This window comes from Brachyspira alvinipulli ATCC 51933 (genome assembly GCF_000518245.1).
Lineage (GTDB): Bacteria > Spirochaetota > Brachyspiria > Brachyspirales > Brachyspiraceae > Brachyspira > Brachyspira alvinipulli.
In genome coordinates, this window is record NZ_KI912402.1 from 168,118 (window position 1) to 188,658 (window position 20,541).

At 29.9% G+C, this 20,541-nt stretch carries 20 protein-coding genes; 16 read left to right on the top strand and 4 right to left on the bottom strand.

Annotated elements, in window-relative coordinates; all coding sequences use genetic code 11:
- The first annotated feature begins 55 nt into the window (after positions 1-55).
- Positions 56-1,411: an orotidine-5'-phosphate decarboxylase gene (pyrF, locus tag T324_RS0105585; RefSeq protein WP_028329330.1), complete on the top strand. Its 1,356-nt coding sequence runs from the start codon at positions 56-58 to the stop codon at positions 1,409-1,411.
- A 568-nt stretch (positions 1,412-1,979) separates the two neighbouring features.
- Here the strand turns inward: pyrF and T324_RS0105590 are convergent.
- On the bottom strand, positions 1,980-2,585 hold the full coding sequence (locus T324_RS0105590; protein WP_028329331.1) for a metal-sensing transcriptional repressor: 606 nt from the start codon (positions 2,583-2,585) through the stop codon (positions 1,980-1,982).
- Between the two features lie 169 nt (positions 2,586-2,754).
- Positions 2,755-4,443 (bottom strand): FAD-dependent oxidoreductase, encoded by a 1,689-nt coding sequence (locus T324_RS0105595; RefSeq protein WP_028329332.1) that lies wholly within the window; start codon positions 4,441-4,443, stop codon positions 2,755-2,757.
- A gap of 189 nt (positions 4,444-4,632) precedes the next feature.
- Here T324_RS0105595 and T324_RS0105600 point away from each other — a divergent pair, with 189 nt between their 5' ends.
- On the top strand, positions 4,633-4,830 hold the full coding sequence (locus T324_RS0105600) for a hypothetical protein (protein ID WP_028329333.1): 198 nt from the start codon (positions 4,633-4,635) through the stop codon (positions 4,828-4,830).
- Between the two features lie 55 nt (positions 4,831-4,885).
- On the opposite strand, the gene iolC is transcribed toward T324_RS0105600, so the two are convergent.
- Both iolC and T324_RS0105610 read right to left on the bottom strand, forming a co-directional pair.
- Complete coding sequence (iolC, locus tag T324_RS0105605; protein ID WP_028329334.1) at positions 4,886-5,902, bottom strand: 5-dehydro-2-deoxygluconokinase; 1,017 nt, start codon at positions 5,900-5,902, stop codon at positions 4,886-4,888.
- A 15-nt stretch (positions 5,903-5,917) separates the two neighbouring features.
- A complete protein-coding gene (locus T324_RS0105610; protein ID WP_028329335.1) occupies positions 5,918-6,751 on the bottom strand; it encodes a ketose-bisphosphate aldolase in 834 nt (277 codons plus the stop codon).
- A gap of 171 nt (positions 6,752-6,922) precedes the next feature.
- On the opposite strand from T324_RS0105610, the gene T324_RS0105615 reads away from it, so the two are divergent.
- From T324_RS0105615 to T324_RS0105675, 14 genes are all read left to right on the top strand, one after another.
- Positions 6,923-7,696, top strand: coding sequence for a DeoR/GlpR family DNA-binding transcription regulator (locus tag T324_RS0105615; RefSeq protein WP_028329336.1), 774 nt, complete (start codon positions 6,923-6,925; stop codon positions 7,694-7,696).
- A gap of 227 nt (positions 7,697-7,923) precedes the next feature.
- Positions 7,924-8,826, top strand: a complete 903-nt coding sequence (locus tag T324_RS0105620; protein WP_169730105.1) for a sugar ABC transporter substrate-binding protein — start codon at positions 7,924-7,926, stop codon at positions 8,824-8,826.
- Positions 8,759-9,691 (top strand): substrate-binding domain-containing protein, encoded by a 933-nt coding sequence (locus T324_RS16855; protein ID WP_051436800.1) that lies wholly within the window; start codon positions 8,759-8,761, stop codon positions 9,689-9,691. Before T324_RS0105620 ends, T324_RS16855 begins: the two co-directional genes overlap by 68 nt.
- A 78-nt stretch (positions 9,692-9,769) precedes the next feature.
- Positions 9,770-10,786: an inositol 2-dehydrogenase gene (iolG, locus tag T324_RS0105630; protein WP_028329338.1), complete on the top strand. Its 1,017-nt coding sequence runs from the start codon at positions 9,770-9,772 to the stop codon at positions 10,784-10,786.
- Between the two features lie 20 nt (positions 10,787-10,806).
- Positions 10,807-12,327, top strand: a complete 1,521-nt coding sequence (locus tag T324_RS0105635) for a sugar ABC transporter ATP-binding protein (protein ID WP_028329339.1) — start codon at positions 10,807-10,809, stop codon at positions 12,325-12,327.
- 31 nt (positions 12,328-12,358) lie between these two features.
- The gene (locus tag T324_RS0105640) at positions 12,359-13,348 is read left to right on the top strand and encodes an ABC transporter permease (protein ID WP_051436801.1); all 990 of its coding nucleotides are present in this window, start codon (positions 12,359-12,361) and stop codon (positions 13,346-13,348) included.
- Between the two features lie 27 nt (positions 13,349-13,375).
- Positions 13,376-14,383: an inositol 2-dehydrogenase gene (gene iolG, locus T324_RS0105645; protein WP_028329341.1), complete on the top strand. Its 1,008-nt coding sequence runs from the start codon at positions 13,376-13,378 to the stop codon at positions 14,381-14,383.
- A 16-nt stretch (positions 14,384-14,399) separates the two neighbouring features.
- Positions 14,400-15,032 (top strand): 5-deoxy-glucuronate isomerase, encoded by a 633-nt coding sequence (locus T324_RS16860; protein WP_051436802.1) that lies wholly within the window; start codon positions 14,400-14,402, stop codon positions 15,030-15,032.
- The gene (locus T324_RS18960; protein ID WP_084548629.1) at positions 15,029-15,247 is read left to right on the top strand and encodes a 5-deoxy-glucuronate isomerase; all 219 of its coding nucleotides are present in this window, start codon (positions 15,029-15,031) and stop codon (positions 15,245-15,247) included. Before T324_RS16860 ends, T324_RS18960 begins: the two co-directional genes overlap by 4 nt.
- Before the next feature lie 18 nt (positions 15,248-15,265).
- Positions 15,266-17,176, top strand: coding sequence for a 3D-(3,5/4)-trihydroxycyclohexane-1,2-dione acylhydrolase (decyclizing) (gene iolD / locus T324_RS0105655; protein WP_028329342.1), 1,911 nt, complete (start codon positions 15,266-15,268; stop codon positions 17,174-17,176).
- A gap of 27 nt (positions 17,177-17,203) precedes the next feature.
- Positions 17,204-18,127, top strand: coding sequence for a myo-inosose-2 dehydratase (gene iolE, locus T324_RS0105660; RefSeq protein WP_028329343.1), 924 nt, complete (start codon positions 17,204-17,206; stop codon positions 18,125-18,127).
- A gap of 22 nt (positions 18,128-18,149) precedes the next feature.
- The gene (locus tag T324_RS0105665; protein WP_028329344.1) at positions 18,150-19,652 is read left to right on the top strand and encodes a CoA-acylating methylmalonate-semialdehyde dehydrogenase; all 1,503 of its coding nucleotides are present in this window, start codon (positions 18,150-18,152) and stop codon (positions 19,650-19,652) included.
- A 130-nt stretch (positions 19,653-19,782) separates the two neighbouring features.
- A complete protein-coding gene (locus tag T324_RS0105670) occupies positions 19,783-19,971 on the top strand; it encodes a putative motility protein (protein WP_028329345.1) in 189 nt (62 codons plus the stop codon).
- Between the two features lie 182 nt (positions 19,972-20,153).
- Complete coding sequence (locus T324_RS0105675; RefSeq protein WP_028329346.1) at positions 20,154-20,528, top strand: helix-turn-helix domain-containing protein; 375 nt, start codon at positions 20,154-20,156, stop codon at positions 20,526-20,528.
- Positions 20,529-20,541: the final 13 nt, after the last annotated feature.

The window sequence follows — 20,541 nt, forward strand, 5'->3', positions numbered from 1 at the left end:
ATATTTAGTAATTTAATTAATTTTATATAACAAATAATAATTAAGGATAAATCTTATGATAAAATTAACTGATAATCCAAAAGAAAGATTAATTATAGCATTGGACTTTAATTCTATGGGAGAAGCTACAAAGCTAATAGATGAACTTGGCGATGAAGCTGTATTCTATAAAGTAGGACTTGAACTTTTCCTATATACTAAAGGTGAAATAATAGAGTATTTGGCTAGTAAAAATAAAAAAGTATTTCTTGATTTAAAATTTCATGATATACCTAATACTACTGCTATGGCTTCACTTTTTGCTGCTAAACAAAATATATTTATGTTTAATGTGCATACAAGCGGCGGTAAAAAGATGATGGAAAAAACAGTTGAAGAGATCAAAAAACTCAATAAAGACAATCTTATAATTGGTGTAACAATACTTACAAGTTTATCAGAAAATGATGTAAAAAATATGTTCAGCTCTAATTTAGCACTTACAGATTTAGCTGTTAACTGGGCAAAATTAGGAAAAGAGTCTGGACTTGATGGTGTTGTATGTTCTCCTAGAGAAGCTGCAATAATAAAAAAAGAGTGCGGAGAGAATTTCAGAACTGTTTGTCCTGGAGTAAGACCTAAATGGGCTAGCGTTGATGATCAGGAAAGAATAATGACTCCTAAAGAAGCCATAGAAAACGGCTGCGATTACTTGGTCGTTGGAAGACCTATTACAAGAAACGAAGACAGAGTAAAAGCATGTAAAATGGTTGTTGAAGAAATTGCGGAAGGAATAGCTAACAATAAAAAATTAAAAGCAAAATTAATAGCCGGTGCTTTATTAGATACTAAAGCTGTAAAATTAAATGTTAAAGAACCATTTACTTTTGTATCCGGCATAAAAAGCCCTATTTATTGCGATAATAGATATGTTATAGGTTTTCCTGAAGCAAGACAAGTTATAGTAGATGCTTTCGTAAGTATTCTTAAAGATAAAGATTTTGATGTAATAGCTGGTACTGCTACTGCAGGAATACCTTGGGCATCTTTCATAGCTTATGAACTTAATAAGCCTCTTTGTTATATAAGAGCTGAAAAGAAAGAACATGGCAGAGGTAAACAAATAGAAGGTGCTGAATGTGAAGGTAAAAAATTGATATTAATAGAAGATTTAATATCTACTGGAGGAAGCTCTATAAAAGCATTTGAAGCTGCTAAAAGTGAAGGAGCTATAGGTCTTGAAATTATAGCTATATTCTCTTATGAATTTGAAAAAGCTTATAAAAACTTTGAAGAAGCAGGAATAAAATTCTCATCATTGTCAAATTTCTCATCTCTTATGGAAATAGCTAAAGATGAAAATTATATAACGGAAGAAGAATTAAAAAAAGCATTAGAATGGAATAAAAACCCTGACGAATGGGGAAAATAATTAATAAATAATAATTCAATATTTTTTTAATTGGGATTGTTTTAAGCAGTCCCCATTTTTTTTGTATATACTGAAAATTTTTAAGTTTGTCAACTGATGCACTTTATATAAATTTTATCTACTTTTTTGCCGCACACGCCACAGGCGGGCTTCGCCAAAGTAGCTGCCACAGGCACGCTTCGCAAAAACGCAATTACTAGAACTTTATATTTTAAGAATATCTATTAAATATGGTGTAATACCCTAATTTTAGGTTAAAAATGCAGTTGTTCGCGAAGCGTATCTAAGCTTGTCGAGGATATAGGTCTCGCCGAAGGCGGGCTGTGCCTTATATCAATACTATACCTAAAGGTACTCCTTTCAGTCGCAGTACTTCCTTCGGTCGTAAAAGAACTGGGGTTCTGGGCAAAGCCCTGAAAATATTTTAAATTAAAAAAATTATTTTGACAAAATATAATTGTTTAGATATATACTAAAAATTGAATATAAATAAAAAACGGCCTTTAATATAAGAATATTAAAAGCCATTTTCAACATAATAACAAAACATAAAATTTCAAACAATAAATTACTTTATAAGTTTTCTCATATATCTAAAGAAATCATCTTTTTCTTTAGGAGAAATCATACAAGTATTCAAAAAGACTTCCATAATTTCTTGATTAACACTGCCCATAGCTGCCTTAACAGCGAGAGACTGATTGAGTATATCTCCGCAATACTCACCCTTAGCTAACATTTTCTTCATACCTTTAATTTGACCTTCAATTCTGTTTAATCTGATAATAAGTCTCTTACGTCTTTCCAAAGCCTCCTCTCTATCAAATTTAGACACCTTGTTGCTATCACCAAAATGTTTATTCCAAGCTTTTAATCCGCCATCTAATACATAAAGAGTATTAAATCCCTCATCTTTCATATATTCGGCTGCTTTCATACTCAATTTACCAACAGAACAATACAACAAGTAAGGAGTTTCTTTATCTAGCTTGGATATTTCTCTTTTAAACACCCTTGGCTTAAGGAAATCCATAGAAATGGAATCTTCAATCATACCTTCATAGTTATGCTCCATCTCTGTTCTTACATCAAGTATAACTATATTTTCGATATTTTTAATAATTTCACCCGCCTCCGAAGGAGACACTATATTTAATCCATTTTCTATAACCATAATTTAAATCCTTAAAAAAATCTATATATTTACTATTATATAAAAAAAATAGATTTTTACAAAATATTTTTTCAAAATAAAATACAAAAATAGTTTGCATTACATAAAAAAGGCTATTTTTATAATAAACAAAAATAGCCTTATATATAAATTTAACTTATAATCAAAATTATTTGAAATATGATGTCAATATTGGTTTTCTTCCTGTAGTTTTATCATTATAATATTCATATTGTGATAAACCTATAAATCCTCCTGAAACATTAACAACATTATCAAATCCCATATTTTGAAGTATTTTACAAGCAGTATAGCTGGTTAATCCTGTTTTACAAGTAATATATACTGTTCTATCTCTAGGTATTTCATTATATCTGCTTCTTAAGGCTCCTAAAGGTATATTAACAGCCTTTTCTAAATGTCCTAAAGCAAAATCTTCCGGCATTCTTACATCTAAGAAATAAGAATCTTTTTCAACTAACTCTCTAACCTGACTATAATGTACCTGCTTAAAGTCTCCATTTCTTAAATTAGATGCCACATAACCAGCAAAATTAACTACATCTTTAGCAGTTCCGAATGAAGGAGCATAACATAATTCCAAATCTTTCAAATCATCTATAGTTCCGCCGAATTTTATAACTGTAGCTATAACATCTATTCTCTTATCAACATTTCCTCTGCCTATTGCCTGAGCACCTAAAATTTTTCCTGTTGGAACTTCATATATAAGCTTGAAATGCACTAATTTTGTAGTAGGCATAATTGATACACCGTCAAAAGGAATTATATCAACTGTATCATAGTCTATGTTCAAATTCATAGCCTTAATAAAGCCCTCAGAAAGTCCTGTAGAAGCTCCATTATATCCGAATACTTTTATAACTGATGAACCTATGAATCCTCTGTTATCTACTGTTCTTCCGTTAATATGATCTGCAACTGCTCTAGCTTGTTTTTGAGCAGGTCCAGCTAATGCCAATTTGAAATAATCATTGAATAATGCTCCATAAACTTCTATAGCATCACCAACAGCATAAATATCTTTATCATTAGTTCTATAGTTAGAATCAACTTTAATAGCTTTAGTTTTTCCTAACTCTATGCCTGCTTTAACTGCTATATCAGTTTCTGGTGCTACTCCTATAGCAAGTATAACAGCATCAGCCTCTACTTTCTTTCCTGAAGCTAAAACTACTGTATTAGTATCAAAACTATCAACTTTATCATTAACAATTAATTCAACACCATTATCAATTAATTCCCTATGTAAAATTTGAACCATATCATAATCGAAGGGCTTCATTATTTGAGGCAATGCTTCTACTATTGTTACATTATATCCAGCATGTTTCAAATTTTCAGCCATTTCAATACCTATAAATCCTCCGCCTATAACAGCTACTTTAGCCTTAGGCTTGCCGTTAAGAAAATGATGTATTTTACTTATATCAACAACATTTCTTACAGTAAATACATTAACTTTTTCTATTCCTTTAATAGGAGGAACTATAGGTTTAGCACCCATAGAAAGTATAAGTTTATCATAACTTTCTTTATATTCTCTACCCTCGCATACAACAGTAACTTCTTTTTTTTCTCTATCTATAGCTATAACTTCACTATTAACTCTGGCATCAACATTAAATTGCTTTAAAAATTTCTCAGGCGACATAAGAAGTAAAGTTTCTTCATTAGGAATTAATCCGCCTATATGATAAGGAAGCGAACAATTAGAAAATGATACATGAGGCCCTTTTTCAAACATTATTATTTTATCTTGTTCGTTTAATCTTCTAAGTCTTGCAGCAGCTGAAGCTCCTCCTGCAACACCGCCTACTATTAATATTTTTTTCATTTTTTCACTCCATAAATATATATTTCTTTAATATACCTAGTATATGTATAATACATAAAGAAGTCAATATATTTTAATAATAAAAAATATAAAAAGTAAAACATTTTATTTGTAATAATTGTATAAAATTTAATAAATATTATATACATTCCGATATTAAATGTATAAATAAGTCTTTGGAGGTTATAAATGGGAGTTTATTCTATTTATTCATCTGAAATGTTTCCATTGACTAGACATATGACTTCTGCTGGATTAAATGTTTACAATTCTTCAGCTTATGGTTCTGCTCAATCTGCTGAGAAAGTTGCAAGCATAGTAACTTCTCAGGGATCATCTGCACCTATAAATATTAACATGGGAAAGATGTTGGATGTATATGCTTAATGATTATTTTTTGCCCAGCTTTTAATAAAAAAAGCTGGGTTTTTTATTAAATCACTTATTCTCTGGCAACCATATCACCATATTCTTTTTTACAATCACTGATATATTTTTGTATATCTTCTAGTTTAGGCATAAAAGATGAACATCCATGACTTGCTACCAATAGTGAAGCAGATGCACTTCCTAATTCTAATGCTTCATATATATCTATTCCTTCAAATATTCCATACAAGAATGCAGATGCATATCCGTCTCCGCCACCGAAAGATTTTAGTTTTTGTATAGGGAATGGCTTAATAGTATAATTACCCACATTTTTGATATAGGCAGTTGAACCTTCTTTTCCATGTTTTATTAAAACTATTTTTGCCTTTCTGCTGAAATAATAATCAGCTATTTCTTTATCTGTAAAACTGTTTCCAAATAATGAAGCAGTAAGTTCATATTCTTCCTTTGAACCTAAAATAATACTGGATTCATTAGCAACTATAGAATAATATATAGATATTTCATCTTTATTAGCCCAATTATATTCTCTATAATCTATATCAAATATTATTGGAGTTTTGGTTTTATTTGCCAACATAACAGCTTTAAGTGCTGCTTCTCTTGATGGAGATTGTGCTAAAGATGTACCAGATATTAGTATGGCTTTACTTTTTCTTATATAATCTTCAGATATATCATCTACGTGTAATGTTAAATCAGCTGCACTATTTCTATACATTAAAATGCTGCTTTCTTCTTTGCTTAAAATTTCTGTGAAAGTTAAACCTAATTTTTCACCATTTTCAGCCTTTTTTATATGAGATACATCCACATTTTCTTTTTTAAAAGTTTCTATACAAAAATCTCCAAAAGCATCGTCTGATACTCTTGAAAAAAAACCGCATTTTTTTCCAAGTCTTGATAATCCTATAGCTATATTAGCAGGAGATCCACCCAAATATTTTATAAATGTTGAACTTTCTGCCAAGCTTTTATAATAATCCTGTGGGTTAAAATCAATTGTAACCCTGCCGATAAGAATAAGATCATATTCTCTTTTATTATCAAATTCAATATATTCCATACTGTATCCTCCTAATTATTTATTGTTAAATATATTAATATAATTAGCTGTTGTTTTAAATACCTCTTCAATTATATATTCATTAAGAGAAAAATAATCGAAAGATGTATTGTTTTTAAAGTAATTTGAAGATGCTCTTACAAAGGCATCAAAGTTAGCAGTGGCTACATTAATTTTTGATATTCCAAAAGATATTGATTTTTTAAAATCATTTTCACTGATTCCTGTTCCTCCATGCAATACAAGAGGTGTGTCTATAATTTCGTTTAAAGTCTTTAATACTTCAAAATTTAATTTAGGAGTGCCTTTATAGTGGCCATGAGCATTTCCTATAGACACTGCCAAAGCATCAAAATGTGCATTCTCATAAAAATATTTTGCTTCATTAACATCTGTACATATTTCTTTCATATTCCCATTACCTTCATCTCCGGAAAGCACTCCTATTTCTGCTTCTAAATTAATATTTTTATTTTTTAAAAAATTATATAACTCATTAGTATTTTTTATATTTTCTTCTAATGGAAGATGAGAACCGTCATACATTATTGATGTAGCTCCATAATCAGCTGCTTCTTTTATAATATCCATACTGTAGCCGTGGTCAAGCTGTACTGCTATATCTACTTTAGACTTTTTAGCTGCATTTATCATCATAGGAAAAACAATATGCAGCGGCGAATATTTTAATCTCTTTTCAGCTGTTTGTATTATTACAGGAGTATTTGTTTCTTCTGCTGCTTTTATAACACCAGTGAGAATTTCCATATTTGCTATATTGAAAGCACCTACAGCAGTTTTATTTTTAGATGCTTCATTAACCAATTTTTTCATCATAACTAAAGACATATTGAGTAACTCCTTATTAAGTTTTAAATATATCTTAATTATATTATAGTATAATAATAAATAAAAAACAAGAATATATTAATTATTTTTAATTATTTATATAAAAATATAAAAAATAATATTTGTGTTTTACTAAAAATGATTATATAATCTAAAAAAATGGAGAAAATGATGAGATACAAAAGAATAGATGATATAATAAAATATATTTATCAAAATAAAAGTGTAACTCTAGACCAAATATGTAATAATTTTAGTATATCTAAAAGCACTATAAGAAGAGATTTGAATGAGATATTAAAAGATACGAATATAATGAAGACTTACGGAGGATTGACATTAAATAATGTAAATAATCATAATACAAAATATTTAACATCATTTTCTGAAAGAAATATAGAAAATATAGAAGAAAAAATAAAAATATCAGAAAAAGCAGCAAGTATAGTAAAAGAAAACGATATAATTTTTATAGATTCAGGTACAACAACGTTTCATATGATTGATTATTTGGATAAAATAAAGAATTTAACAGTATTAACGAACAATTTAGAGGTTATATATAGAGCTGTGGACTATAATAATATTAATATAATCTCTTTATCAGGAAGTTTAAATAGAGAAACTCTTTCTTTTGTAGGCTCTACAAGTATATCAACAATTAAAAATTTTAATATAAGTAAAGCTTTTATGGCAACAACAGGATTCTCAATATCTAACGGCGTTACAAATTCTTCTCCTTTAGAGTCGGATATAAAAAGAACGGTCATATCAAAAAGCAATAAGATAATACTATTAGCAGACAGTACAAAATTTAATGCTGTATCATTAATGACTTACTGCGATTTAAAAGATATAGACATTTTAATAACAGATAAGATGCCTGATAAAGAAATTTCTGATTATATCTTAAACAACAATTCAAACATTCTATTGTCTAAATAAAATAATTAAAAATTAAAAAAATATCAAAAATATATTGAAAAGCGTCAAAAAATATCTATACTATTAAAATATAAACCAATATATATTCAAAATATTATTAAAATATATCTAAATATTGGAGATAAAATGAAAAAATAATAATCTTATTCCTAACTGTTAATATTATTGCCTGTTCAGGAAATACTCAAAATAATGATGATAATCTTAAAATAGCACTTATAAATGGAGTGAACACAACATTTGTTGAAGCATTGATTAATGATATAGAGAAATATGCTAAAGAAAATTACAAAAATCTAACCATTATAGAAAAGAGCACATCTGAAGACAGTGTTATGCAGCAGTCTCAAATAGAAAGTTTAATAACTCAGGAAGTAGACGCAATAATACTGCAAGTGGCTAATTCCGGCATAGCATCATCAATAGATAGTTATGCTAAGGAAAATAACACTCCTTTATTGTATTTCAATGTAAGACCTAACACCTTAAAAGAAGGAAGCTATAGTTATGTTGGTATGGATGAAAGGAGTGTAGCCTTTCTTCAAATTGAAGAAGTGCTTAAAGTAAGAAGTAATGGAAATGCTGTTATATTATCAGGCAATTATAATAATGAAGCTGTAAAATTGAGAACGGAGGGAATTTTTGATAATATTAAAAATACTCAAATAAAAATATTAGCTCAGGAATCAGGAAATTGGTATGAAAATAATGCTGAAAGTATAGTCGATAAATGGATAAATTTGGGCTTAGATATAAATATAGTGTTTTCCAATAATGATGATATGGCTGTCGGAGCTATTAGAGCTTTAGAGAAAGCAGGTAAGAAATTCGGTACAAATGAAGGTGAAATAATGGTGTTGGGTGTAGATGCAACTCCTAACGGAATTCAATCTATCAAAGAAGGAAAAATGTATGCAACTATAAAGCAGGATACTAAGGAAGAAGCAAAAATGATAATAGATTCCATAGTTGATATGATTAAAAATAATGGAAAAAATAGAACAGTATTAATATCACCAGAGGTCATAATAAATATAAATAATATAAAAACGGAGGACAAATATGAGAAAAATTATAGTATTTTTATTGGCATCTATGATGTTAATAATTTCATGCTCTGGAGGTACTGAGCAAAAAAAGAAGAAAATTGTTGGGGCTTTCAATGACTTCAATGATACTTTTTTGACTTATGTAAGACAAGCTATGGAAGAATATGTTAATAGTAATTATCCAAATTACGAAATATCTTTTGTAGACGGAAGAGGCGACCATGCTACATTGCAAAGTGCTCTTGAAAATGTAGCTATACAAGAAGTTGATGGGGTTTTAATTAATCTTGTAAATCCAGAATCAGCAGGTCCTATAGAAGATATATTCGTTAAAGATAATATACCTCATTTATATTTTAACAGATTGCCATTAAATTTGCCTGAAGATTCATTTTATTTTGTTGGAATAAATGAAACAAAATGTGGAAGTTTGCAGGCAGAATATGTATCTCAATTTAGAAAAACAGGAAATGCAGTTGTACTTATGGGAATATTAGGTAATGACGGGGTAATAAAAAGAACTGCAGGAGTAAAAGAATATTTAGAAGCTAACAATTCAGGAATAAAAATCATCAGAGAACAAACTGGAAATTGGCAAAGAGAACAAGGATTAAGAATAGTTGAAACATGGCTTACTGCTAATGTTCCTATAGATATAGTTTTTGCTAATAATGATGAAATGGCATTAGGAGCTGCACAGGCTTTACAGCAGGCTGGAAAAAAAATAGGTACTAATGAAGGAGAAGTTATAGTTTGCGGAATTGATGCTACTCCAGACGGACAGAATGGAATAAAAGAGGGAAGCTTTTCAATGAGTGTATTGCAGGATAGCGTAATACAAGCTCAAAAATCTGTTGATAATATTATTAGTTTAATAGAAGGCAAAGAAGTTCTTAAAATGGATTTAATAGAACCTCTTATATTAACTAAAGACAATGCAAAATAAACTGCCATTATACTTGTGCCCTAGTTTATTAATTTATTTAATAAACTAGGGAGGTATAAACTAGTTTAAGGAGTTTTTATGATTAATATAGCTTTAGTAGGGATTGGCAGAATAGGTTTGGTGCATGCTGAAACTATTAATAAAAAATTATCAGGTAAGGTAAATTTATCTTTATTTGTTGATAGCTACAGTAAAGATTTGGAAGATAAGGCTAAACAATATAATGCTAAATATTCAAGAAGTTTGGATGAATGTTTATCTGACAGTACTATAGATGCTGTAATATTGTGTACGCCTACAAATACACACACAGAAAGTATAATAAAAACATTAAATGCGGGAAAACATATATTTTGTGAAAAACCAATAGCAACAAATATCGCAGACCATTTAAAAGTAATAGAAGCATCTAAAAAATCTGATAAAAAACTTATGGTTGGTTTTAACAGAAGATTTGATCATAATTATAAAGCAATTAAAGACAGAATAGATTTAGGAGAAATAGGCAATATTCAACTAATAAAGCTTACAAATTATGATAGTCCTTTTCCTAATATAGAGTTCTTAAAAACTTCAGGCGGTATATTTTTAGATTTGTGTATACATGATTTAGATTTGATATCATTTTTTACAGAAAGTATTAAAGATGAACCTGATGAATTATTTGCATCTGGAAGTTCATTTTTGATGCCTGAACTTAGAGAATTTGGAGATGTTGATACTGCAGTTATAACAGTTAAGATGAAAAGCGGTGCAATGGCTGTTATAACCGCTTCAAGATTTGCTAATTACGGATATGATCAAAGAGCAGAAGTTTTAGGTACAAACGGAAGTTTAATATCTGAAAATGACAGTCCTACTAACGTTATACTGCAAAATCAAAATGGTATTATTAAAGATAAGCCTTTTTATACTTTTTTACCTAGATATATAAATGCTTATGCTGATGAAATGTCTCAATTTGTGGAATATGTATCGGATAATAGAGATTCTCCTGTTACTGCTGAAAAATCTTTACCTGCTTTGAAAATGGCATTAGCGGCTAATTTATCTTTGAAAGAGAATAGAGCCGTAAAAATTAGTGAAATTGTGTAAAAATAATATTTGGATTTTATATGGAAAATAAACAACAATATTTATTAGAAGCTGCTGGAATTAATAAAACTTTTGGCGGTACAAAAGCTCTTGATGGTGTTCAAATACATATAAAACCTGCAAGTGTGCATGGACTCATGGGAGAAAACGGTGCAGGAAAGTCTACATTAATGAAAGTTATAATGGGAATTATACAGCCTGATAGCGGAACATTAATATTTGACGGCAAGCATTGTCATTTTACATCGCCAAGACAAGCATTAGAAATGGGTATTGTGATGATACATCAGGAACTGTCATATATACCTTACAGAAGTATTTGTGAAAATTTGTATTTGAATAGAGAACCTTTAAATAAGTTCGGGCTTATTAATCATAAAAAAATGTATAATGATGCTTTAAATTTATTAAAGAGTCTGAATTTTGATACTATTATAGGCGATCCTAAAAAACTTATGGCAGAATTAACTGTTTCACAACAGCAAATGGTGGAAATAGCAAAAGCCGTTTCATATAATGCCAAATTGGTAATAATGGATGAACCATCATCTGCCATAACTGAAAAAGAAATAGATATATTATTCAATGTTATTAGAGATTTAAAAAGCAGAGGTATTAGCATTATATATACTACTCATAAAATGGAAGAGACTTATAAAATTGTAGATGACATTACAATATTAAGAGACGGTAAATGGATTGCTACTGGAAGTAAAGATGAGATAGATAATACTAAGCTGATAAATTATATGGTTGGAAGAAGTTTAGATGATTTTTACAAGATAGATAATAGTAAAAAAGATATAGGAGAGGAAATAATAAGAGTAGAAAATTTGTCTTCTGAAAATAAATTTAAAGATGTTTCCTTCTCTATAAGAAAGGGAGAAATATTAGGTTTTGCAGGATTAGTTGGTTCAGGCAGAACTGAAATAGCAGAAGCTATATTCGGCATTAGAAAACTTTCTTCTGGAAAGATATTTTTTAATGGAAATGAAATAAACATAAAAAAACCAATTGATGCAATAAAAAATAAGATAGCATTTATAACAGAGGATAGAAAAGTTACAGGTATATATCCTATACTGTCAGTTGCTAATAATATGACTATAGTTTCTTTAAATAAGTTTTTGAGTAAATTTCAATTACTTAATTATAAAGTATTGAATAATGAGTGTGAAAATTTAAGAAATAAACTTTCTATTAAAATGTCAAATATCAATATTCCAATATCTTCATTAAGCGGCGGAAATCAGCAAAAAGTATTGCTTGCTAGATGGATGATTGAAGATGTAAATTTGTTTATATTTGATGAGCCTACAAGAGGAATAGACATTGGTGCTAAAACGGAAATTTATCAATTAATAAAGGATTTAGCTAATAAAGGATGTGCTGTAATGTTTATTTCTTCTGAAATGCCTGAAATAATAGCTAATTGTGATAGAGTTGTTGTAATGAATTCTGGGAATTTGATGGGTGTTTTGGATAAGGAAGGGCTTACGCAAGAAAAAATAATGACATTAGCTGCAGGCATGGAAATGTAAAAATAAAAAACTATAATATGGAGTCGACATTATGAAATCTAAATTTTCAATTAAAAAATTTTTAAATAATTATGGTCAGATATTAATATTAATAGCTCTTATAATATTGGCAACTATACTAACGCAGGGTTTATTTCTTAAAACAAGAAATCTATTAAATATATTGAGGCAGGTTAGTATGATGGGCTTAATATCTCTTGGAGTTACATTAGTTATAATATCCAAAGGTATTGATTTATCATCAGGTTCTGTATTGGCTCTTGTTACAGTTGTGGTGGCTTCATTGGCTCAGCAGGCTTCATGGAGTTTGAAAATGTTCCCTAATTTACCAGAACTTCCTGTTATTATTCCAATATTAGTAGGTTTATTGATAGGTGTTGTTTGCGGTGCTATTAATGGAGGTTTCATTGCTTATGCTGGTATTCCCGCCTTTATATCAACTCTTGGTATGTACACATCCGCTAGAGGATTAGCATTTGTATATAGTAATGGTAATCCTATAAGTACTTTAGTTCCTTCATATACTGTTATAGGACAAGGCGACATATTAGGAGTACCTATACCTGTTATTATATTTTTATTTTTTACAGTTATAACGTACATAATGCTTAATTATACAAAATTTGGAAAATTTATTTATGCTATAGGAGGAAATGAAAATGCTGCTGTTGTAAGCGGTATACCTATAGCAAAAGTAAAAATAGCTATATATGCCTATGCTGGTTTATTGTCATCTGTAGCTGCCATAATATTATCATCAAGAATTAACTCAGGACAGCCCGGTCTTGGAGTAGGGTATGAACTTGATGCAATAGCAGCTGCAACAGTTGGAGGTGTATCTCATTCAGGAGGAATAGGTACTATAGGAGGTACTCTTATAGGTGTTCTTATAATGGGAACATTAACTAATACTATGGATTTAATGAATATATCTCCTTATTGGCAGCAGTTTGTAAGAGGTGCAATAATAGTAGCAGCAGTATGTGTGGATATATATAGAAGAAAAAGATCTATTTCTTAAAAAAATTAATATATGGGAGTTTTTATTATGATAAAAATAGGAATTATCGGTGCAGGACGTATTGGTAAAGTCCATGCAAAAGCAGCTTTAAATGTTAATGGAGCTATGGTTAAATGGATAGCAGATCCTATAGCAGGAGATTTAGAAGAGACTGCCAAAACAATGGGCATCGAAAAAACTTCTAAAGACTATAAGGATATATTGAATGATAAAGAAGTTGATGCTGTATTTATATGTACTCCTACTGATACGCATTATAGTATTTCTATAGAGGCTTTAAATGCCGGCAAGCATGTATTTTGTGAAAAGCCTGTAGATTTGGAATTAGATAGAGTTAAGGATGTAAAAGAATTGGTTGCAAAAACTTCTAAAAAATATATGGTTGGATTTAATAGAAGATTTGACCATAATTTTAAAGCTATTAGAGACAATATAAATAAAGGTGTTATAGGAAAATTAGAACTAATACAAATAACATCAAGAGATCCTGAGCCTCCTCCAATAAGCTATGTTAAAGTATCAGGCGGATTATTCTGCGATATGATGATTCATGATTTTGATATGGTTAGATATTTATCCAGCTCAAATCCTAAAAGTGTAACAGCAATAGGAGATGCTTTGGTTGATTCTAAAATTAAAACTGAAGGCAGCGATATAGATACAGCTATAGTGAGTATAGAATTAGAAAATGGTGCTTTGGCTGTAATAACTAACAGCAGAAGAGCAAGCTATGGATATGATCAAAGAGCTGAAGTACATGGTGAAAAAGGTGCTTTATCATGCACAAATGATACTTCTAATACTTTAGTTATATCTACATCTGATGGAATAACACATGATAAACCTTTGCATTTTTTCTTAGAGAGATATATGGATGCTTACAGAACAGAAATAGAAATGTTTATGGATGCTGTTATAAATAATAAAGAAACTCCTGTAACAATAGAAGAAGCATATCAATCTCTTTTATTAGCTAAAGCAGCTAAAAAATCTTTAGAAGAAAATAGAAAGGTTTATATAAAAGAATTGCTATAAATTTATAGAGGGAAATATGGTAATAAAAACTAATAATTTGAATAAAGAAATTATAACAGAAGAAACAGGCAGACATGCTTTTACTATGATGGATGTATCATTAATAAGATTAAATAATGATACTTACAAGGTAGATAAAAAAGAAAATAAAGAAACTGCAATACAATTAGTAGAAGGAGAATTAGATTTCAAAGTAAATGGCAAAACATATACTGCTAAAAGAGGCGGAGTGTTCGAGAAACCTGGTTTTGTTTTGCATATACCTAGCAATATTGAAGTTGAACTTAGCACTAAATCTAATGCTGAAATACTAATAATATCTACAACTAATAAAAATACTTTTGATATAAAGTTTTATACTCCTGAAGATGTATTGGTTCAAAGATTTGGTGTAGATGTTTGGGATAATACAGGAATTAGAGAAGTATTAACATTTTTTGATTATGATAATGCTCCTTATTCTAATTTAGTAGTTGGAGAAGTATTCTCATTGCCTGGAAGATGGTCAAGCTATATACCGCATTCACATCCTCAGCCTGAAATTTATTATTATAGATTTGATAAGCCTCAGGGATTCGGTGCAGCATTTATAAACGAAGAAGCTAAAACCATAAATGATAAAAGCTTTTTACTAATACCAGGTTTATAAACGAAGAAGCTAAAACCATAAATGATAAAAGCTTTTTACTAATACCAGGAGGTAATACTCATCCTCAATGTGCTGCTCCTGGATATGCTTTATATTTTTCATGGATAATAAGACATATAGATGGAAATCCATGGAAAAAAACTAGAAATGTTGATCCTAGACATGCATGGTTGGAAGATAAAGATGTTTCATTATGGAAAGGTTTTAAAAAATAAAAAATAAGAGGCATTATTATGGAAACTATAAACATGACAGTTGGACAAGCTTTAACAAAATTTTTAGATAATCAATATATTAGTTTCGATGGAAAGGAGTATAAGTTTGTAGAGGGAGTATTTGCTATATTCGGACATGGTAATGTAGTTGGTTTCGGAGAGGCTTTAGCACATACTAATCATAATTTAAAATTTATAATAGGCAGAAATGAACAGGGTATGGCTCATTCGGCTACTGCTTTTGCAAGACAAAATAGAAGATTAAAAATATATGCATGTACTTCATCAATAGGCCCTGGAGCTATGAATATGGTTACAGCTGCTGCTACAGCTACAGCAAATAGAATTCCTTTGCTATTATTGCCTGGAGACACTTATGCATGCAGACAGCCGGATCCAGTATTACAACAAATAGAGCAGGAAGAATCTGCTTTAATTACAGCTAATGATTCATTTAGAGCAGTATGCAAATATTTTGACAGAGTTAGCAGACCTGAACAGCTTATGACTGCTATGATTAATGCCATGAGAGTATTAACAGACCCTGCTAAAACAGGTGCTGTATGTGTGGCATTGCCTCAGGATGTACAAGGCGAAGTTTATGATTTCCCAAAATCTTTTTTAGATAAAAGGGTACATTATATAGAAAGACAGTCACCTAGTGAAAATATAATAAAAATTGCATCTGAAAATATTAAAAAATATAAGAAGCCTTTAATAATATGCGGAGGCGATGCAAGATATTCTTTGGCTGATGAGACATTATTAAAATTTGCTAAAAAATTTAATATACCTGTAGGAGAAACTCAAGCTGGAAAAGGCGTATTAATGGAAGGCGAATTATATAATCTTGGAGGAATAGGTGCTACAGGAGCTTTGGCTGCTAATATAATAGCTAAAGAAGCTGATTTAATAATAGGTGTAGGAACTAGATATTCTGATTTTACAACATCTTCAAAAAGTCAATTTGTAAATGCTAAAAAATTTATAAATATCAATGTTAATCCATTGGATGCTGCTAAATTGGATGCTGTTCAAATAAAAGCCGATGCTAAATTATCATTGGAGGCTTTAGAAAAAGAATTGTCAGGTTATAAGGCTGAGTATACTGAAGATTATCTAAAAGAAGTAAAGGATAAATGGAATAAAGAATATGATAGACTTGCTAGTATAACTTTTGATAAAGATAAGCCATTTACGCCTGAAATAAAAAATCATGATGATAATGCACCTAAAAAATTTTTTGAAGAGTCAAATGGTGCTTTACCTCAAACAACTGCTTTGGCTTTAATAAATAAATTAATTGATAAAAATGCCATAATAGTTGGTTCTTCCGGATCTTTACCTGGTGATTTGCAAAGAATGTGGAAAGTATATGATAAAGATACTTATCATGTTGAGTATGCATTCTCATGTATGGGCTATGAAGTTAATGGAGCTTATGGTGCAAAATTAGCCTATCCTGATAGAGAAGTTTATGCTATGACTGGAGATGGTTCTTTTATTATGGGGCATTCTGAGATAGCTTCTGCTTTGGCTATTGGTGTGAAAATTAATGTTATACTGTTCGATAATGCTGGTTTTGGATGTATTAATAATTTACAGAGAAATAATGGAATAATATCTTATGGTACTGAATTCAAATATGATAATGGTAATTTCCAAATAGTTGATTTTGCCAAAATAGCTGAAGGTTACGGTATGGTTTCATATAAAGTTAAGACATTAAAGGAACTTGAAGAGGCTATAGAAAAATCAAAAAAAGAAACTAAATCAACACTTATAGATATAAAAGTTATGCCTAAGACAATGACTGATGGATATGAAAGTTTCTGGAGAGTTGGCGTAGCTCAAGCTTCAAGTAAAGAAAGTGTTTTAAATGCTGCTAAGGCACAAAATGATATGAAGAAACATTTAATACAATATTGATTATTAAATTATAATAGAGGAATTATCATGAAACAAAAAAAAGAATTTAATAAAATTAATTTAGCTATAGCACCTATAGGTTGGACTAATGATGATGATCCTTCTTTAGGCGGAGAAATTTCTTTTAGACAATGTATTAGTGAAATGGCACTTGCTGGTTTCAGCGGATGCGAAGTTGGTTCTAAGTATCCGGTAGATGATATAAAATTGCTTACTAAAGAGCTTAGTCTTAGAAATTTATCTATATGCAATCAATGGTTCAGTGCTTTTTTCACTGGAAAAGATGCTAATGAAAAGGCTACAGAAGAAGCTTTTAGAAAACAATGTCAATTTCTTATGCAAATGGGTGCCAAAAGAATAGGGGCATGTGAGGTTGGAACATCAATACAAGGTCAGAATGTACCAATATTCAAAGGAAAATATGTTTTTTCTGATAAGGAATTTAATGATTTAGCAAATGGTCTTAGTAAGTTGGGAAAGATAGCTTTGGAAGAATATAATATTGAATTGGTATACCATCATCACATGGGTACAGGAGTTCAGACTTTAGAAGAGACTAATAAATTGATGAGCTTGACAGATCCTAAATATGTTAACTTGTTGTATGATACAGGACATATATATTTGAGTGACGGAAGCATGGAAAATACTTTAAAATTGTTATACCAAAATGCTGATAGAATAAAGCATGTTCATTTGAAAGATGTTAGAGGAAAAGTAAAAGAAGAAGTTATTAACAAAGATTTGAGTTTCTTGGATGGTGTAAGAAAAGGAGTATTTACAGTACCGGGAGACGGAGAAATATATTTTGATCCTATATTTGATTTCTTGAAGTCAATAAATTATGAGGGTTGGTTTGTTGTTGAGGCAGAGCAGGATCCTAATATAGCAAATCCTTTAGAATATGCTTTAAAGGCAAGAAAATTTATATCAGAAAAAACAGGTATATGAATACTATAATTTGGAGGAAAAAATGGAAGTAAAAAAATTAAAATTTTTCTGCGATGGTCAATGGTTAGAATCTAAAACAGATAAATATATGGATTGTTATAATCCATCTACAGGAGAAATTACTGCAAAAGCACCTCAATGTACAATTGAAGAAGTTGAAATGTGCATTAATTCTGCAAATGAAGCTTTCAAAAAATGGTCTGATGTTCCTTCTAATGAAAGAGTACAGATTTTATTTAGAATGAAGGCATTATTAGATAAACATATGGATGAGCTTACAGAGATTTGTGCTAGAGAACATGGAAAAAACTGGGATGAATCTAAGGGAGATATTCTTAAAGTTAGAGAGGTTGTAGAATTTGCATGCGGAATAACTCATTTAATGAAAGGAAGCTCTATAATGAATGCATCAAGAAGATATGATACAGTTCAATATTTAGAGCCTTTAGGAGTATTTGCCGGAATACCTCCTTGGAATTTCCCTGGAATGATTCCTATGGGTTGGATGGCTCCTTTATGTATAGCTACTGGTAATACTATGGTAATAAAATTAGCAAGCTTTACTCCTCAGACTTCTATGAGAATTATGGATTTGTGGGTTGAGGCAGGTCTTCCTAATGGTGTTTTGAATTTAATAACTTGTTCAAGAAATGAATCTGAAATATTCTTGAAACACCCTTTAATAAAAGGAATAAGTTTTGTAGGTTCTACTTCTGTTGGTAAATATATATATTCTACAGCTGCTGCAAATGGAAAGAGAGTACAGGCATTAACTGAAGCTAAAAACCATGCTCTTGTACTTAAAGATTGTGCTTTAGAGAGAACAGTTAATGGTATTATTAACTCAGCTTTCGGATGTGCTGGCGAAAGATGTATGGCATTGCCTGCTGTTTGCGTAGAGGAAGCTATTGCTGATAAATTTGTTGAAAAAATAGTTGAAGCTTGTAAAAAAATAAAAGTTGGACCTGCTTATGATAAAACAACAAAATTAGGACCTGTTGTAAATGAAGGTCATAAAAAATTCGTTATGGATTGGATAGAGACAGCTATTAAAGAGGGAGCTGAACTTGTATTGGACGGAAGAAATGTAAAAGTAGAAGGATATGAAAAAGGCTTCTATTTGGGACCAACTGTATTTGATAAAGTAACTCCTAATATGAGCGTTGGAAATAAAGAGGTTTTCGGACCTGTATTATTCATTAAAAGAGTTAAGAACTTTGAAGAAGGCTTAAGAATAATGAATGATAATGAATTTGCTAACGGATCTGTAATATATACTCAAAGCGGATATTATGCTAGAGAATTCGCTAAAAGAACTCATGGAGGAATGGTTGGAGTAAATGTTGGAATACCAGTTCCTATAAGCGTATTCGGATTTACAGGACATAAAAATTCATTCTTCGGAGATTTGCATGCTATGAGTACAGACGGAGTGAGATTCTTTACAGAGCAAAAAACTGTAACTACTCATTGGCCGGAAGAAGGAGATACTGAGATAAAAGGCTCTTGGGATGGTATGATATAATAAATTGTTATCATAACATATTCCAAATTGGTTATTTTTTTAAAATTATATTGTTTAATTATTTATATAGTTTACAATTATATAATATAAATGTTTTATATTATATATATCTAAATGAAGGAGTAAATATATGGATATTTCAGCTTATAGCAGTTATTCAGCAAATATGCTTAAACAAGATATATCTTTAAGCATGATAAGAGAAACATCTGATATGCAGGCTCAAGCAGTTGACAAAATTATGTCTAGTGTTCAGCCTCAGGCAGTATCAGCACCTGTTAGACCTGGTGTTGGTCAAAACTTAAATGTTTATGCATAATTAATTAATTTCCAAAAAATTATAAGGCTACCCCATATGTGGGTAGTCTTTTATATAAGAACTATAGTTATATAAAAGATACTTTTTTCTAAAATAGTCATATTATAAATTGTTTTTTTTATAAAATTATCATATATCATGTTATTTGAGAGTAAAATATATAGATATTGGAGATTATGATAATGATTGGAACAGATGATATGCTAAAAAATTTAGGAAAAAATATCAGATCTTTGAGAAAAAGTAAGAAAATGACAATAGATCAGCTTGCTGAAAAATCATTTCTTTCTGGAAAATATCTTCAAGGTGTTGAAGTAGGAAGCAGAAACATATCTATAAAAAATTTAAATAGAATATCCAAAGCATTAGATACATCTCCAGAAATTCTTTTAAATATGAGAACTTATGAGCTTAAAAATAGTGATGATAAAATATTTGCAATATCTGAAAAACTTAAAAAATTTGAGGATAATAAATTGGATTTTATAGGTGATATGTTGGATCATTTAAATGATATAATGAAAGAGAAAGTAGAAAATAATAAAAAAGATGAGTAAAAAATTTATATTG

Excerpts from the sequence above, each read along its gene's own strand:
- pyrF (WP_028329330.1), top strand. The coding sequence starts at position 56 with ATGATAAAATTAACTGATAATCCAAAAGAAAGATTAATTATAGCATTG.
- T324_RS0105590 (WP_028329331.1), bottom strand. The coding sequence starts at position 2,585 with ATGGTTATAGAAAATGGATTAAATATAGTGTCTCCTTCGGAGGCGGGT.
- T324_RS0105595 (WP_028329332.1), bottom strand. The coding sequence starts at position 4,443 with ATGAAAAAAATATTAATAGTAGGCGGTGTTGCAGGAGGAGCTTCAGCT.
- T324_RS0105600 (WP_028329333.1), top strand. The coding sequence starts at position 4,633 with ATGGGAGTTTATTCTATTTATTCATCTGAAATGTTTCCATTGACTAGA.
- iolC (WP_028329334.1), bottom strand. The coding sequence starts at position 5,902 with ATGGAATATATTGAATTTGATAATAAAAGAGAATATGATCTTATTCTT.
- T324_RS0105610 (WP_028329335.1), bottom strand. The coding sequence starts at position 6,751 with ATGTCTTTAGTTATGATGAAAAAATTGGTTAATGAAGCATCTAAAAAT.
- T324_RS0105615 (WP_028329336.1), top strand. The coding sequence starts at position 6,923 with ATGAGATACAAAAGAATAGATGATATAATAAAATATATTTATCAAAAT.
- T324_RS16855 (WP_051436800.1), top strand. The coding sequence starts at position 8,759 with ATGAGAAAAATTATAGTATTTTTATTGGCATCTATGATGTTAATAATT.
- iolG (WP_028329338.1), top strand. The coding sequence starts at position 9,770 with ATGATTAATATAGCTTTAGTAGGGATTGGCAGAATAGGTTTGGTGCAT.
- T324_RS0105635 (WP_028329339.1), top strand. The coding sequence starts at position 10,807 with ATGGAAAATAAACAACAATATTTATTAGAAGCTGCTGGAATTAATAAA.
- T324_RS0105640 (WP_051436801.1), top strand. The coding sequence starts at position 12,359 with ATGAAATCTAAATTTTCAATTAAAAAATTTTTAAATAATTATGGTCAG.
- iolG (WP_028329341.1), top strand. The coding sequence starts at position 13,376 with ATGATAAAAATAGGAATTATCGGTGCAGGACGTATTGGTAAAGTCCAT.
- T324_RS16860 (WP_051436802.1), top strand. The coding sequence starts at position 14,400 with ATGGTAATAAAAACTAATAATTTGAATAAAGAAATTATAACAGAAGAA.
- iolD (WP_028329342.1), top strand. The coding sequence starts at position 15,266 with ATGGAAACTATAAACATGACAGTTGGACAAGCTTTAACAAAATTTTTA.
- iolE (WP_028329343.1), top strand. The coding sequence starts at position 17,204 with ATGAAACAAAAAAAAGAATTTAATAAAATTAATTTAGCTATAGCACCT.
- T324_RS0105665 (WP_028329344.1), top strand. The coding sequence starts at position 18,150 with ATGGAAGTAAAAAAATTAAAATTTTTCTGCGATGGTCAATGGTTAGAA.
- T324_RS0105670 (WP_028329345.1), top strand. The coding sequence starts at position 19,783 with ATGGATATTTCAGCTTATAGCAGTTATTCAGCAAATATGCTTAAACAA.
- T324_RS0105675 (WP_028329346.1), top strand. The coding sequence starts at position 20,154 with ATGATTGGAACAGATGATATGCTAAAAAATTTAGGAAAAAATATCAGA.